11 protein-coding genes are annotated in these 14,559 nt (G+C 71.3%); 1 reads left to right on the top strand and 10 read right to left on the bottom strand.

The window, feature by feature from the left end; translation table 11 throughout:
* Positions 1–50 precede the first annotated feature (50 nt).
* Complete coding sequence (locus tag N8I86_RS11620) at positions 51–2,036, bottom strand: TraR/DksA family transcriptional regulator (RefSeq protein WP_263277725.1); 1,986 nt, start codon at positions 2,034–2,036, stop codon at positions 51–53.
* A 606-nt stretch (positions 2,037–2,642) separates the two neighbouring features.
* Between N8I86_RS11620 and ileS the strand changes: the two genes are divergently transcribed.
* Entirely contained in the window at positions 2,643–5,780 is a 3,138-nt protein-coding gene (gene ileS, locus N8I86_RS11625) for an isoleucine--tRNA ligase (protein ID WP_263277726.1), read from the top strand.
* Between the two features lie 198 nt (positions 5,781–5,978).
* Here ileS and N8I86_RS11630 read toward each other — a convergent pair whose 3' ends face one another.
* The 9 genes from N8I86_RS11630 to ftsW all read right to left on the bottom strand — a co-directional run bounded on the left by N8I86_RS11630 (position 5,979) and on the right by ftsW (position 14,535).
* Positions 5,979–7,142, bottom strand: a complete 1,164-nt coding sequence (locus N8I86_RS11630) for a DivIVA domain-containing protein (protein WP_073892889.1) — start codon at positions 7,140–7,142, stop codon at positions 5,979–5,981.
* Positions 7,143–7,194: 52 nt separating this feature from the next.
* Complete coding sequence (locus N8I86_RS11635; protein WP_073892891.1) at positions 7,195–7,482, bottom strand: YggT family protein; 288 nt, start codon at positions 7,480–7,482, stop codon at positions 7,195–7,197.
* 59 nt (positions 7,483–7,541) lie between these two features.
* Positions 7,542–8,183, bottom strand: coding sequence for a cell division protein SepF (locus tag N8I86_RS11640; RefSeq protein WP_263277727.1), 642 nt, complete (start codon positions 8,181–8,183; stop codon positions 7,542–7,544).
* Between the two features lie 128 nt (positions 8,184–8,311).
* Positions 8,312–9,031 (bottom strand): YggS family pyridoxal phosphate-dependent enzyme, encoded by a 720-nt coding sequence (locus N8I86_RS11645; protein ID WP_073892895.1) that lies wholly within the window; start codon positions 9,029–9,031, stop codon positions 8,312–8,314.
* 6 nt (positions 9,032–9,037) lie between these two features.
* Positions 9,038–9,766 (bottom strand): peptidoglycan editing factor PgeF, encoded by a 729-nt coding sequence (gene pgeF, locus N8I86_RS11650; RefSeq protein WP_263277728.1) that lies wholly within the window; start codon positions 9,764–9,766, stop codon positions 9,038–9,040.
* Positions 9,763–10,977, bottom strand: coding sequence for a cell division protein FtsZ (gene ftsZ / locus N8I86_RS11655; protein WP_073892900.1), 1,215 nt, complete (start codon positions 10,975–10,977; stop codon positions 9,763–9,765). The genes pgeF and ftsZ overlap by 4 nt, the downstream gene beginning before the upstream one ends.
* 280 nt (positions 10,978–11,257) lie before the next feature.
* On the bottom strand, positions 11,258–12,052 hold the full coding sequence (locus N8I86_RS11660) for a cell division protein FtsQ/DivIB (protein ID WP_263277729.1): 795 nt from the start codon (positions 12,050–12,052) through the stop codon (positions 11,258–11,260).
* Between the two features lie 26 nt (positions 12,053–12,078).
* Positions 12,079–13,167: an undecaprenyldiphospho-muramoylpentapeptide beta-N-acetylglucosaminyltransferase gene (gene murG / locus N8I86_RS11665; RefSeq protein ID WP_073892902.1), complete on the bottom strand. Its 1,089-nt coding sequence runs from the start codon at positions 13,165–13,167 to the stop codon at positions 12,079–12,081.
* 6 nt (positions 13,168–13,173) lie between these two features.
* Positions 13,174–14,535, bottom strand: a complete 1,362-nt coding sequence (ftsW, locus tag N8I86_RS11670; RefSeq protein ID WP_073892904.1) for a putative lipid II flippase FtsW — start codon at positions 14,533–14,535, stop codon at positions 13,174–13,176.
* Positions 14,536–14,559 lie beyond the last annotated feature (24 nt).

A 14,559-nucleotide genomic window follows, 5' to 3' on the forward strand; every position in this document is an offset into this window, starting at 1 on the left:
GGTGCCTGACTGAGGACGAGAGTACGGCACGTGCCGAGGGGCCCTCACGCTCAGGAGCGGCGTTCCTGCTTCTGCTTGCACTCCACGCAGAGGGTGGCTCGCGGGAAGGCCTGCATCCGCGCTTTTCCGATGGGGTTGCCGCAGTTCTCGCACAGGCCGTAGGTGCCGGCGTCCAGGCGCTCCAGGGCGTGCTCGTTCTGCGTCAGCATCTCGCGCGCGTTGGCGGCCAGCGCCATCTCGTGCTCGCGCGTGATGTTCTTGGTTCCGGTGTCGGCCTGGTCGTCGCCCGCGCCGTCCCCGGAGTCGCGCATCAGGCCGACGAGGGACGCCTCGGAGGTGCTGATCTCGTTCCGCAGCCGTTCCACCTCGGACAGCAGCTCGGCCCGGGCCTCCCCGACCTCTTCCGGGGTCCAGGGGGCCTCGCCGGGGCGCACCGCCAGCTCGCCGGGCTCCGCCGCGGCGACCCGCGCCTTGGGAACGGCGGACTGCGCCGTCGTGGCCGTGCCAGGAGTCTTCTTCGCAACCACTGTCGTGGCTCCCGTCTGCCTTGCGGCCCGCGCCGCGCCCGCTTCCTTGGCCGTGCTCTTCGCGGCCGCCCTCGTGGAGACGTCCGCACCGTCCGCCTTCCCGGCGGCACCCTTCCTCGCCGCCGGTCCTCCCTCCGCCGGCCCGTCCGCCACGACCTTCCCGGCGACAGCCTTCCTGCCCGCCCCCTTCCCGCCCGACGCCTTCGCCTGCGCATCGCCGGCCGGCGCCTTCCCGGCGGCCGTCTTCCGGGCGGTCGTCTTCCCGGCTCGCGACCTCTCGGACGGCGGCTTGCGGTCCGGCGCCTCCACGGCGTGCGCCTCCTTGGCCTGCGGCTCGTCGGCCGATGCCGTCGCCGCGGGTGCCTCCTCGGCCGCGGGCGCGTGGGCCCGCGCCTTCCCGGCCGTCGCCCGGTGAGCCGCCGTCTTCCCGGCCCGCGACTTCTCGGACGGCGACTTACGGTCCGGCGCGTCCACGGCCTGCGGATCCTCGGCCGCGGGCGCGTGGGCCCGCGCCTTCCCGGCCGTCGCTCCGTGAGCCGCCGTCTTCCCGGCCCGCGACTTCTCGGACTGCGCCCTGCGGTCCAGCGCCTCCACGGCCTGCGGCTGCTCGGCCTGCGGCTCGTGGGCCGATGCCGTCGCGGCGGGCGTCTCCTCGGCCGCGGGCGCGTGGGCCCGCGCCTTGTCGGCCCGCGCCGTCCCGGCCGACGCCCGGTGAGCCGCCGTCTTCCCGGCCCGCGACTTCTCGGACGGCGCCCTGCGGTCCAGCGCCTCCACGGCCTGCGGCTGCTCGGCCTGCGGCTCGTGGGCCGATGCCGTCACGGCGGGCGTCTCCTCGGCCGCGGGCGCGTGGACCCGCGCCTTCGCGGACCGTGGCTCCGCGGCGGTCGCCCTTCCGCCCGGCCGCTTCGCGGCGCCTGCCTTGCCGCCCGCCGCCTTCTCCGTCGGTGACACGTCGGTCTGCGCCCTCTCAGCCACCGGTTCGTGTCCCGAGACCTTGCCTGCCGGAGCCTTTCGAGTCGCCGGCTCCCCGGCCGACCCCTTCTCGGCAGGCGGCCGGTGAGCCGGGGCCTTGGCCGCCCGTGGCGGCTCGTGGGCCGTCGTCTTCTCCGCGGGGGCCTTGCCGGTCGGCGGCTCGTGGGCCCTGGCCTTCCCGGCCCGTGGCTTCGCTGCGGGCGCCTCGTCGACCCGCCGCTTCTCCGCGGCCGCCTTCCCGGCCCGTGGCTTCTTCGCGGACGCACGCGTGGCCGCGCCTTCCTCGGCGGTGCGCGCACTCTCCCCGGAGGGCGTCGTCCTCGCCGGGGCCTTTCCGGTGGCGGCCCGTTTCTTCCCCGCGGTGACCGTCGTCTCGGCCGACCCCCGCACGGCCCTCTTCTTCGCGGTCGCGGCCGTCTCCTTCGGCGCAGTCGTCGGCGCCCCCGCGCGCGTGCCCTGCTTCTCGGCGCCGGAGGCGGCCGCGCCCCTGGGCCGGCTGGTCGCCGGCTGCTGTACGGCGGTCTTTTTCGCCACCATGGCCGCGGCCCCTTCACATGATGTGATCTCGCACGCGAATCGTGCTGGGACGATAAATCGACTTGAGTCCCGCGGCAACGGGGCACACCGCCCGATTCGCCCGCCCGCACCCCCCGCGCAGCGGGCCTGCATCCGTTGTGCCCAGCTCCCCGCCGGGTAATCCGCCGAGCCGTACCCGCGCGGCAGGAGCACGGCCGCTCCCTCGCCATTCGGGTCATCCCGGCCGGTCCCGCGGCCGGTGCCCCCGGCACCCGGAAATCCGGTCGGCCACGGTCCGCGCGGCGCCGTACACTGGGCGGAGCGAAAAGCGTGGATGGGGACGAGTAGCGGCGTGAGCGGCCGAGAGCGACCCGGGGACGGTGTGAGCCCGGGGGTCAGCGCGACGTGAAGATCACCCCGGAGCCGCCGGAGGAAAGCCGCAGCCCACGGGCCGAGGCGAGTAGAACCGGCTTCGCGACCCCAATGAGGGGGCTCACCGCCGTGTACGGCGCGGCGGAGGGCCAAGGAGGGTGGTACCGCGGGAGCGCGCCGCACACGGCGTAGACAGGAACGAAGGCTCTCGTCCCTCCGACGGAAGGCAGCAAGTCCGTTGGAGGATGCTCGCAGATGACAGCGCCGACGTACCGCCAGGTGCCCGCCCAGGTCGACCTGCCCGCGCTTGAGCACGCGGTGCTCGACTTCTGGCGCGACCAGAAGATCTTCAGCAAGAGCCTGGAGCAGTCCGAGGGCCGCCCGGAATGGGTGTTCTACGAGGGGCCGCCCACCGCCAACGGCATGCCGGGCGCCCACCACATCGAGGCGCGCGTCTTCAAGGACGTCTTCCCCCGCTTCCGCACCATGCGCGGCTACCACGTGGCCCGCAAGGCCGGCTGGGACTGCCACGGCCTGCCCGTCGAGCTGGCCGTCGAGAAGGAGCTGGGCTTCTCCGGCAAGCAGGACATCGAGGCGTACGGCATCGCCGAGTTCAACGCCAAGTGCCGCGAGTCCGTGACCCGGCACACCGACGCCTTCGCCGAGCTGACGACCCGCATGGGCTACTGGGTCGACCTGGACGACGCCTACCGCACCATGGACCCCGAGTACGTGGAATCGGTGTGGTGGTCGCTGAAGGAGATCTTCAACAAGGGGCTGCTGGTCCAGGACCACCGCGTCGCCCCCTGGTGCCCCCGCTGCGGCACCGGCCTGTCCGACCACGAGCTGGCCCAGGGCTACGAGACGGTCGTCGACCCGTCCGTGTACGTCCGCTTCCCGCTCACCTCCGGCCCCCTCGCCGGCGAGGCCTCGCTGCTGGTGTGGACGACGACCCCCTGGACCCTGGTGTCCAACACGGCGGTCGCCGCGCACCCCGAGGTCACCTACGTCGTCGCCACCGACGGCCAGGAGAGGATCGTCGTCGCCGAGCCGCTGGTCGCCAAGGCGCTCGGCGAGGGCTGGGAGCCGACCGGCCAGTCCTTCACCGGCGCCGAGATGGAGCGCTGGACCTACCGGCGCCCGTTCGAGCTCGTGGAGTTCCCGGAGCCGGCGCACTACGTGGTGAACGCCGAGTACGTGACGACCGAGGACGGTACGGGTCTGGTCCACCAGTCCCCCGCCTTCGGTGAGGACGACCTCAAGGTCTGCCGCGCCTACGGCCTGCCCGTGGTCAACCCGGTCCGCCCCGACGGCACCTTCGAGGAGGACGTCCCGCTGGTCGGCGGCGTCTTCTTCAAGAAGGCGGACGAACGGCTCACCGAGGACCTTCAGCAGCGCGGCCTCCTCTTCAAGCACCTGCCGTACGAACACAGCTACCCGCACTGCTGGCGCTGCCACACCGCGCTGCTCTACTACGCGCAGCCCTCCTGGTACATCCGCACGACGGCGATCAAGGACCGCCTCATCCAGGAGAACGAGGGCACGAACTGGTTCCCGGACACGGTCAAGCACGGCCGCTTCGGCGACTGGCTGAACAACAACATCGACTGGGCGCTGTCCCGCAACCGCTACTGGGGCACCCCGCTGCCGATCTGGCGCTGCGAGGACGACCACCTCACCTGCGTCGGCTCCCGCGCGGAGCTGACCGAGCTGACCGGCACGGACCAGTCGGCCCTCGACCCGCACCGCCCGTTCATCGACGACGTCACCTTCGCCTGCCCGCAGTGCGCGAAGCCCGCCACGCGCGTGCCGGAGGTCATCGACGCCTGGTACGACTCGGGTTCGATGCCGTTCGCGCAGTGGGGCTACCCGTACAAGAACAAGGAGCTGTTCGAGAGCCGGTACCCGGCCCAGTTCATCTCCGAGGCGATCGACCAGACCCGCGGCTGGTTCTACACGCTGATGGCCGTCGGCACCCTGGTCTTCGACAAGTCGTCGTACGAGAACGTCGTCTGCCTCGGCCACATCCTCGCCGAGGACGGCCGCAAGATGTCCAAGCACCTGGGCAACATCCTGCAGCCGATCCCGCTCATGGACCAGCACGGCGCGGACGCGGTCCGCTGGTTCATGGCGGCCGGCGGCTCCCCGTGGGCGGCCCGCCGGGTCGGCCACGGCACCATCCAGGAGGTCGTCCGCAAGACGCTCCTCACGTACTGGAACACGGTCGCCTTCCAGGCCCTGTACGCCCGTACGTCGAACTGGGCGCCCAGCGCCGCGGATCCGGCCCCGGCCGAGCGCCCGCTGATCGACCGCTGGCTGCTGTCCGAGCTGCACGCGCTCACCGACCAGGTGACCCAGGCGCTGGAGGCGTACGACACCCAGCGCGCCGGCAAGCTGCTCTCGGCGTTCGTGGACGACCTGTCCAACTGGTACGTCCGCCGTTCGCGCCGCCGCTTCTGGCAGGGCGACAAGGCCGCGCTGCGCACGCTGCACGAGGTGCTGGAGACGGTCACCAAGCTGATGGCGCCGATCACCCCGTTCATCACCGAGCGGGTGTGGCAGGACCTGATCGTCCCGGTCAGCCCGGGCTCGCCGGAGTCCGTGCACCTGGCCCCCTGGCCGGAGGCGGACCTCTCCGCCATCGACCCGGAACTTTCCCGGCAGATGGTGCTCGTGCGCCGGCTGGTGGAGCTGGGCCGCGCCACGCGCGCGGAGTCGGGCGTCAAGACCCGTCAGCCGCTGTCCCGCGCGCTGATCGCGGCGAGCGGCTTCGACTCCCTGGACCGCGAGCTGCACACGCAGATCACCGAGGAGCTGAACGTCTCCGCGCTGGCGTCGCTGTCCGAGGTCGGCGGTTCCCTGGTGGACACCACCGCCAAGGCCAACTTCCGGGCGCTCGGCAAGCGGTTCGGCAAGCGGGTGCAGGACGTGGCCAAGGCGATCGCCGGCGCCGACGCGGCCGGGCTGTCCCTCGCGCTGCGCGAGGGCACGGCGTCCGTGGAGGTCGACGGCGAGACGGTCGCTCTCGCCCCCGACGAGGTGATCATCACCGAGACCCCGCGCGAGGGCTGGTCGGTGGCCTCCGACTCCGGGGCGACGGTCGCCCTGGACCTGGAGATCACCGAGGAGCTGCGGCAGGCCGGCCTGGCCCGTGACGCGATCCGGCTGATCCAGGAGGCCCGCAAGAACAGCGGCCTCGACGTGGCCGACCGGATCGCGCTGCGCTGGACCTCGACCGACCCCGCGGTGATCGCCGCGCTGTCCGAGCACAGCGAGTTGATCGCCGAGGAGGTGCTGGCCACCGACTTCGCGCAGGGCGACGCCGAGGACACGTACGGATCCGCCTTCACGGACGAGGGGCTGAGCCTGGCCTTCCGGCTGCGCAAGGCGTAGCCGCCCGACTCCGGAAGGGCCCGGTCTCCGTCAGGAGGCCGGGCCCTTCCTGTGTCCGGGCCCTTCCCCGTGTCCGGGCGCTTCTCCAGGAGCCGGTCTCAACACGCGTAAAAAGGGCGGGACCCCGGATCCTGCGATCCGGGGTCCCGCCCTGAACTCTGCCGACGCCTATGGCGTACTACACACCGTGCCCGGTGCTCAGTTGTCGTCCTCGTCGATCAGGAACCCGCGCATCGGCGAGGGAGCCTGGCCCATCGGGGACGGACCCTGCGGACGGACCGGGGCCATGGGCTGGGTCATGGCCGGGGTCATCTGCTGGTTGCCGCCGTAGGACGGGGCGGACGGAGCGGGCGAGCCGCCCATCGACTGGTTGCCGCCGTAGGACGGGGCGCTCGCGCCGGCCGGAGCCATGGAGGGCGCCGGGGACGGCGGCAGCGACGCGGTCGCCGGAGTACGCGGCGGGGCCAGGGAGTCGTCGGCCTGGGTCTCCAGCTGACGCAACTGGGACTCGAGGTACGACTTCAGGCGCGTGCGGTACTCGCGCTCGAAGCCGCGCAGGTCCTCGACCTTGCGCTCCAGCGTGGCGCGGGCGGACTCCAGGGAGCCCATGGCGACGCGGTGCTTCTCCTGCGCGTCCCGCTCCAGGGCGTCGGCCTTGGCACGGGCGTCACGCTCCAGACCCTCGGCGCGGCTGCGGGCCTCGCCGACGATCTTGTTGGCCTCGGAGCGGGCCTCGGCGATCGCCTGGTCGGCGGTCTGCTGGGCCAGCGAGAGAACACGGGCGGCGCTGTCGCCACCGGGGCCCTGACCGGGGCCGCCCATCGGACCGCCCATGGGGCCGCCCATCGGACCGCCCATCTGCTGCTGCATGGGCGGCTGGCCGCCCATGGGGCCCTGACCCATCGGACCCTGACCCATCGGACCCTGGCCCATCGGACCCTGACCCATCGGGCCCTGGCCCATCGGGCCGGGACCCTGCGGGCCGCCCTGGCCGCTGGGGCCGGCAGGCAGCTGCGGGGCACCGCTCGGCAGCTGGGGCGGGCCACCCATGGGGCCACCCATCTGCTGCTGCGGCGGGCCCGATATGCCGGCGGGCACCGGCGCGCCGGGACCTCGCATGCCCTGCTGCTGAGGATGCTGCTGGTCCTGCTCCGGAGGCTTGCGCATGTTCTGCTGGTTCTGGGCAGCAGCGCGCGTGGCCGCGGCCAGCTTGGCGCGCAGGTCCTCGTTCTCGCGGAGCAGACGGGTCAGTTCGGCTTCGACCTCGTCGAGGAAGGCATCGACCTCGTCCTCGTCATAGCCTTCTCGGAGGCGGACGGTCGTGAACTGCTTGTTCCGCACGTCCTCGGGGGTCAACGGCATCTCTTCACCTCAACGTAGTCATCGGCAGTCGGCAAGACCGTATCGTCCACATTCATCTCGCCAAGCCCGTGAGGGAGATGAGAATATAGACGATGATCATCAGTACGAAGAAGGACAGGTCGAGCGCCACGCCCCCGAGACGCAGCGGCGGGATGAACCGCCGCAGAAGCTTCAGCGGTGGATCGGTGACAGTGTAGGTGGCCTCCAGTACGACCACCATCGCCTTGCCGGGTTGCCACGAGCGGGCGAACTGGAACACGTAATCCATGACCAGCCGGAAGATGAGCACGACGAGGAACACCATCAGCGCGATGTAGATCACCTGCGCGAACACGCTCATGGCCTGCGTTTCCCTCTCCCCTGCTCCGTGCTCTTCCGCACTTGGTCCGGTGGTGCTTCTCAGCTCTGGTTGAAGAACCCGCCCTCTGCGATGCGGGCCTTGTCCTCCGCCGTGACATCGACGTTAGCAGGAGACAACAGGAACACCTTCTGCGTCACCCGCTCGATGCTGCCGTGAAGACCAAACACCAAACCGGCCGCAAAGTCGACAAGTCGCTTTGCGTCTGTGTCATCCATCTCAGTCAGATTCATGATCACCGGGGTGCCCTCACGGAAGTGTTCCCCGATGGTACGGGCCTCGTTGTACGTCCGGGGGTGAAGCGTGGTGATCCGGTACGGCTCTCGTTCCGACACGACCTTGGGCATGATCACCGGTGCGTTCTTCTCCAGGGACTGGCGTTCTTGTGTGATGGATGCCACGGGCGCGATGCGCGCCGGACGTCCGGATTCCGCGGCGAGCGAGGTCGCTCGGGCCAGCGGCTCGCGTTGCGCAGGCGGTTGCACGATTCGCACCCCTTCGTCCCTTTGGGACTGATGTGCACCGTGCGCCTGGTGGGACGGCTCATGCCGTCGGTGGTCCCGCTCCGGCTCCGGGTCCAGTTCGGGCTCGAAGTCGTCGTCGGGGTCGAATCCGCGGCCGTCGTACCCATCGTCCTCCACGAGGCCGAGGTAGACCGCCATCTTGCGCATCGCGCCGGCCATGCTCTGAGTCCTCCGCTCTGTGGTGGATCGGCTGACGACTGCCAAGTGCCTGCGATCCACGAGGTCGTTGTGCCCGTTATCCTGGGCATTGACCATATTTTCTGCTGTGGTCCGACTTCTTGGCGACGTTACCCGAGCCTGGGTCGGACTCCGAGTACCGCAGTGCCGACGCGCACATGTGTCGCTCCGGCCGCCACGGCCTGTTCGAGGTCCGCACTCATCCCTGCGGACACCATGGTTGCAGCCGGATGGGCTCGGCGCAGGTCAGTCGACAAATCCATGAGCCGCCCGAACGCCGCCTGTTCGCGCCCCGCGTACTCCCCGGCGAGCGGAGCGACGGTCATCAGTCCGTCGAGCCGCAGGCCGTCGGCCGCCGCCACCAGGTCGGCCAACTCTTCGATTCCGTCCGGGCCGACCCCGCCGCGCTCGCCGCGGCCGCTCGCGTCCGCGTCGAGCGCGACCTGGATCAGGCAGCCCACCTCGCGCCCCGCCCGCACCGCCTCCTTCGACAGCGCCGTGACCAGCCGGGAGCGGTCGACGGACTGCACGACGTCGGCGTAACCGACCACGGAACGGACCTTGTTGGTCTGGAGCTGCCCGACGAAGTGCCACGAGAGGGGCAGATCGGCACAGGCCTGCGCCTTCGGTGCCGCGTCCTGGTCGCGGTTCTCGGCGACGTGGCGCACGCCGAGCTCCGACAGGATCCGCACGTCGCTCGCCGGGTAGGTCTTGGTGACCACGATCAGGGTCACCTCCTCCCGCTTACGCCCGGCCGCCACGCACGCGGCGGTGATGCGTTCCTCCACCTTCGCCAGATTCGCGGCGAGTTCGGTTCTACGGTCCGTCATGCCCCATCAGTCCAGCCACACATAGCCCGCGAGCCGCCCGGTCGTGCGGTCACGGCGGTACGAGAAGTGGTCGTCCGACTCCAGCGTGCACACCGGCGACTGCGCCCGGTCGCACACCCCGAGCCGGTCGAGCTGCGCGTGCACCCCGGCGCTCACGTCGACCGCCGGCGTGCCCCAGCCGGTTACAGCGTGCGCCGCCGGCTCGACGGCGGCCACCTCCGCGCGCATCTGCTCCGGCACCTCGTAGCACCGGCCGCACACGGCCGGTCCGGTGCGGGCGACGATGCGCTCCGGTTCGGCACCGAGCGCGGTCATGGCCCGTACGGCGGCGGGGACGACCCCCTTGGTCATGCCGGGCCGGCCGGCGTGGACGGCGGCGACCACCCCGGCGACGGGGTCGGCCAGCAGCACCGGCACGCAGTCGGCGGTGAGGACGGCGAGTGCCAGTCCGCGACGGACGGTGACGATGGCGTCCACCTCCGGCACGGGCCGCTCGCCCCAGGGCTCGTCGACCACGGCCACGTCGGCGCCGTGCACCTGGTTCATCCAGACGACCCGGCCGGCGTCCAGGCCCAGCGACTTCGCCGCCAGCTCCCGGTTGCCCCGCACCGCCTCGGGCGTGTCGCCGACCGCGCCGCCGAGGTTGAGCTCCTCATACGGAGCGGCGCTCACCCCGCCCCACCGGTCGGTGAAGGCGAAGTGCGCGCCGCTCACGCTCTCGCGCTGTCCTATCACTTGAGGAAGTCCGGCACGTCCAGCTCCTCGGCCCCGCTGTCCGAGTAAGTGCGGGGGGCCGGGGTGACCGGCGGGACGACCGGGATCTCGGCCACCGGCTCGGGCGCCTGCTCCGGCTCCTCCTTCGGCTTCACGCTGCCGAGCGAGCCGAAGGACGGGCGGCTGGGCTCGGCCGGCCGCGCCGGGGCGGGCTCGTCGCGGCGGGGCGCGGACGAAGAGGAGGCGGAGGCCGAACCGAGCACGTTGTCCCGGCGGGCCGGCGGCTGGCCGCCGTCGAAGCCGGCCGCGATCACGGTGACCCGGACCTCGTCGCCGAGGGCGTCGTCGATGACCGCGCCGAAGATGATGTTGGCCTCGGGGTGGGCGGCCTCGCTGACCAGCTGGGCGGCCTCGTTGATCTCGAAGAGGCCGAGGTCGGAGCCGCCGGAGATGGAGAGCAGCACACCGCGGGCGCCGTCGATGGACGCCTCCAGCAGCGGCGAGGAGATCGCCATCTCGGCCGCGGCCACCGCGCGGTCGTCGCCGCGGGCCGAGCCGATGCCCATGAGGGCGGAACCGGCCTCGGACATGACCGACTTGACGTCGGCGAAGTCGAGGTTGATGAGACCGGGGGTGGTGATGAGGTCGGTGATGCCCTGGACACCGGAGAGCAGGACCTGGTCCGCGGACTTGAAGGCGTCCAGGACCGAGACCTGGCGGTCCGAGATGGACAGCAGCCGGTCGTTGGGGATGACGATGAGGGTGTCGACCTCTTCGCGCAGTTCTGCGATGCCGTCCTCGGCCTGGTTCGCGCGGCGCCGTCCCTCGAAGGTGAACGGGCGCGTCACCACACCGATGGTGAGGGCGCCGAGGGAGCGCGCGATGTTGGCCACTACCGGCGCGCCGCCGGTGCCGGTGCCGCCGCCCTCACCGGCCGTCACGAAGACCATGTCGGCCCCCTTGAGGACCTCCTCGATCTCCTCGCGGTGGTCCTCGGCGGCCTTGCGGCCGACGGCCGGGTTGGCTCCGGCGCCGAGTCCGCGGGTGAGTTCACGGCCGACGTCGAGCTTGACGTCGGCGTCGCTCATCAACAGCGCCTGTGCGTCGGTGTTGATGGCGATGAACTCGACGCCCTTGAGACCGACCTCGATCATCCGGTTGATGGCATTGACACCACCGCCGCCGACACCGATGACCTTGATGACTGCGAGGTAGTTCTGCGGTGCTGCCACGTCGAAGGCCTCTCGCCTCGAATTACGTTGTCGTCGCCGTGCGGGGTTCCCCGCGTCGGTACGACAGATGCCGAATGGGACGGTCCGTAGCGCCGACCCGAACCCTAACCCTGAAGTTTAGGGTTACCAGTGTGTCTGTTCCTTGAAGTCTCTGAACAGGACACTAAGTCGACAAGTGGCGCCCGTTCAACGAACACGCCGAACCTCCCGTTTTTCTTTTCACCCTATGTGATCAGCCGTAGCCGTGCCCAACCAGGGTGCTGGCCTGCGCTGATGTGCGTCAACTCGCCGATGACGCAGGGGCGGTGGGGACACTCACGTCGAAGTGCCGCGCGCCGGGAGCTGCTTTCATGAGTGCTGTGAGGGCTCGTGCCTTGGCGCGGCCGTTCTCGCCGCTTCCCCACGCGACCGTGCGCCCGTCGGCCAGGGCCAGCGAGATGGCGTCGTAGGAGCGGACTTGGACGGCACGGGTGCCCCGCGCGACCGCGGCCGGCAGGTCACCGGCGACCCGGACCGCCTCGACCACGAGCCGGTCGGTCCCGAAGCGCCGGAAGCTCGCGGCGCCCGGACCGGTGCGGGAGACGGACAGTTCCAGCATCGGAACGCCCCTCGGCGCGTCCGGAACCGTGGCGAACCGGACACCGTCGTCGTCGACTTCGACGAAATCGCCGCCTTTTCGGACAAGCAGCACCGGCGTGCGCTCCACCACTTTCAGGCCGATTCCGTGCGGCCAGGCACGCACCACGTCGACGGCGTCAATTCGGGGCAATTTCCGGCGAAGTCGGGCTTCGATCGTGTCCGTGCCGACAGAAATCATCGGGGCGCCCAGCGGAACGGCGGCCGCCTCGCGCACCTCCGCCGGGGTCAGCACCCGCGTGCCGGACACCGAGACGTGCCCCACACGCAGCCAGTGGGAGCCGTACAGCGCCCAAGTGCCACCGGCGCCCAGGAGGATGACGAGCACGGCCAGGACGGCGAGCGCGCGCAGGCGCCGCCTTCTGAGCCCCCGGGCGGGCGGCGGGCCGGACGACTCCTGCTGGCGGTCACCGCGCTCGGCGGTCGTCGGTCCGGCCACGCTCACTGCCCTTTCGTCATATGGTCCTAACGGCGTGAGGCGATCGCCTCGTACACCATGCCGACGAGAAGTTCGTCGGCGTCCCGGCGGCCGAACTCGCTTGCCGCGCGGGACATCTCGTAGAGCCGGTGCGGGTCGCCGAGCACGGGCAGGACGTTCTGCTGCACCCACTCGGGCGTGAGCTCCGCGTCGTCGACGAGGAGCCCGCCGCCCGCCTTGACCACCGGCTGGGCGTTCAGCCGCTGTTCGCCGTTGCCGATGGGCAGCGGGACGTAGGCGGCCGGGAGCCCGACGGCGGAGAGTTCGGCGACGGTCATCGCGCCCGCACGGCAGAGCATCAGGTCGGCCGCGGCGTACGCGAGGTCCATCCGGTCCAGGTAACTTACCGGGAGATAGGGGGGCATCCCTGGCATCTGGTGCACCTGCGGCAGTTCGTTCTTCGGGCCGACCGCGTGCAGGATCTGGATGCCGGCCTGCTGGAGCCACGGGGCGACCTGCTGGACGACCTCGTTCAGCCGCCGGGCGCCCTGGGAGCCGCCGGACACTAGCAGCGTCGGCAGGTTCGGGTCGAGGCCGAAGCGGGCGCGTGCCTCCGGGCGTGCGGCGGCGCGGTCCAGGGTGGCGATGGAGCGGCGCAGCGGGATGCCGATGTAGCGGGCGTCGCGCAGCTTGCTGTCCGGGGTGGAGACGGCGACCCGGGCCGCGTACCGCGAGCCGATCTTGTTGGCCAGGCCCGGGCGGGCGTTGGCCTCGTGGATCACGATGGGCACACCGAGCCGCTTGGCGGCCAGGTAGGCGGGCAGGGCGACGTAGCCGCCGAAGCCGACCACCGCGTCCGCCTTGGTGCGCTCCAGGATCTGCTCGGCGGCCTTGATCGTGCCGCGCAGCCGGCCCGGGACCGTGATCAGCTCAGGGGTGGGCTTGCGTGGCAGCGGCACCGCCGGGATCAGCGCCAGCTCGTAGCCGCGCTCGGGGACGAGCCGCGTCTCCAGACCGCGCTCCGTGCCCAGGGCCGTGATTCCCACGGTCGGGTCCTGCCTGCGCAGGGCGTCCGCGAGGGCGAGCGCTGGCTCGATGTGGCCGGCGGTCCCCCCACCGGCGAGTACGACATGCACCGAAATTCACCGCTCTCCGGACGAACGCGCCGTTGTGGCGCGCCGTCGCATCGTGTTCCATCTCCGAGGCCCCCGCTCGGCACCGGAGCCTCCCGCCCGCTTTCTACCAAAGCGAGGTTGCCGCGTCGCAAGCGCCGCCCGCGCAGCGGGCTCGTCGCGTGCGAAGGCGATCAGCAACCCGATGGCGAACATGGTCGGCAGCAGGGCGGACCCTCCGTAGGAGAACAGCGGGAGGGGGACGCCGGCGATCGGCAGCAGGCCGAGCACCGCACCGATGTTGATCACCGCCTGGGCGGTGATCCAGGTGGTCACACCTCCCGCGGCGTACCTCACGAAGGGGTCCTCCGTGCGTCCGGCCACGCGGATACCCGCATAGCCTAGAGCCGCGAACAGGGCGAGCACCGACAGCGTCCCCGCCAGGCCCAGTTCCTCACCGGTGACGGCGAAGATGAAGTCGGTGTGGGCTTCGGGGAGTTGGCCCCATTTTTCCACACTCGCGCCGAGGCCGGATCCGAAGAGTCCGCCGGAGGCCAGGGCGTAGATGCCGTGCACGGCCTGCCAGCAGTCGGCGACGCCCGCCTTGGGTTCCGTGGCGCCGATGCAGGCGAGACGGGCCATCCGGTTGGGGCTGGTCTTGATCAGGACCACGCCGATCAGGCCGGCGATCGACAGCACGCCGGCGAACAGCCGGGTCGGCGCGCCCGCCAGCCAGAGCAGGCCGAACAGGATCGCCGTGAGAATGATCGCGGTGCCCATGTCGCCGCCGAGCATGATCAGCCCGAGCAGCATGAAGGCGACCGGCACCAGGGGCACCAGCATGTGCTTCCACTGGGTCAGCAGCTTCTTGTCCTGCTTGCGGGCGATCAGGTCCGCGCCCCACAGCACGAGGGCGAGCTTGCCGAACTCGCTGGGCTGGATCTGGAAGGAGCCGCCGAGGGAGATCCAGTTCTGGTTCCCGTTGACCGCCATCCCTATCCCGGGCACCTGCACCAGGACCATCAGGAACACGGCGCCGGCGAGGATCGGGTAGGCCAGTGCCCGGTGCAGCTTCACCGGCATCCGGGAGGCGGCGAGCAGCAGCGCGCCGCCGATGAGCGCGGCGAGCGCCTGCTTGCGGAAGAAGTAGGACCCGGGCAGCGACAGCTGCAGCGCGGTGATCTGGGAGGCCGAGTAGACCATCACCAGGCCCAGCACGGTGATCAGCACGCTGCCGCCGAGGATCAGGTAGTAGGCGGTCAGCGGCCGGTCCCAGGCCCGCTTCGCGCGCCCGTAGAAGCGCTGTACGGGGTTCTCGCGCGCGGGACGGGACACGGGCGGCCGCCGGGACGCCCGCTGCACGGGTGGCCGGCCGGTACGGCTACTGGGCATCGGCGCCTCCGCTGCGCGTAGACC

The organism is Streptomyces albidicamelliae, from assembly GCF_025642175.1.
In the GTDB taxonomy this organism is placed as follows: Bacteria; Actinomycetota; Actinomycetes; order Streptomycetales; family Streptomycetaceae; genus Streptomyces; species Streptomyces albidocamelliae.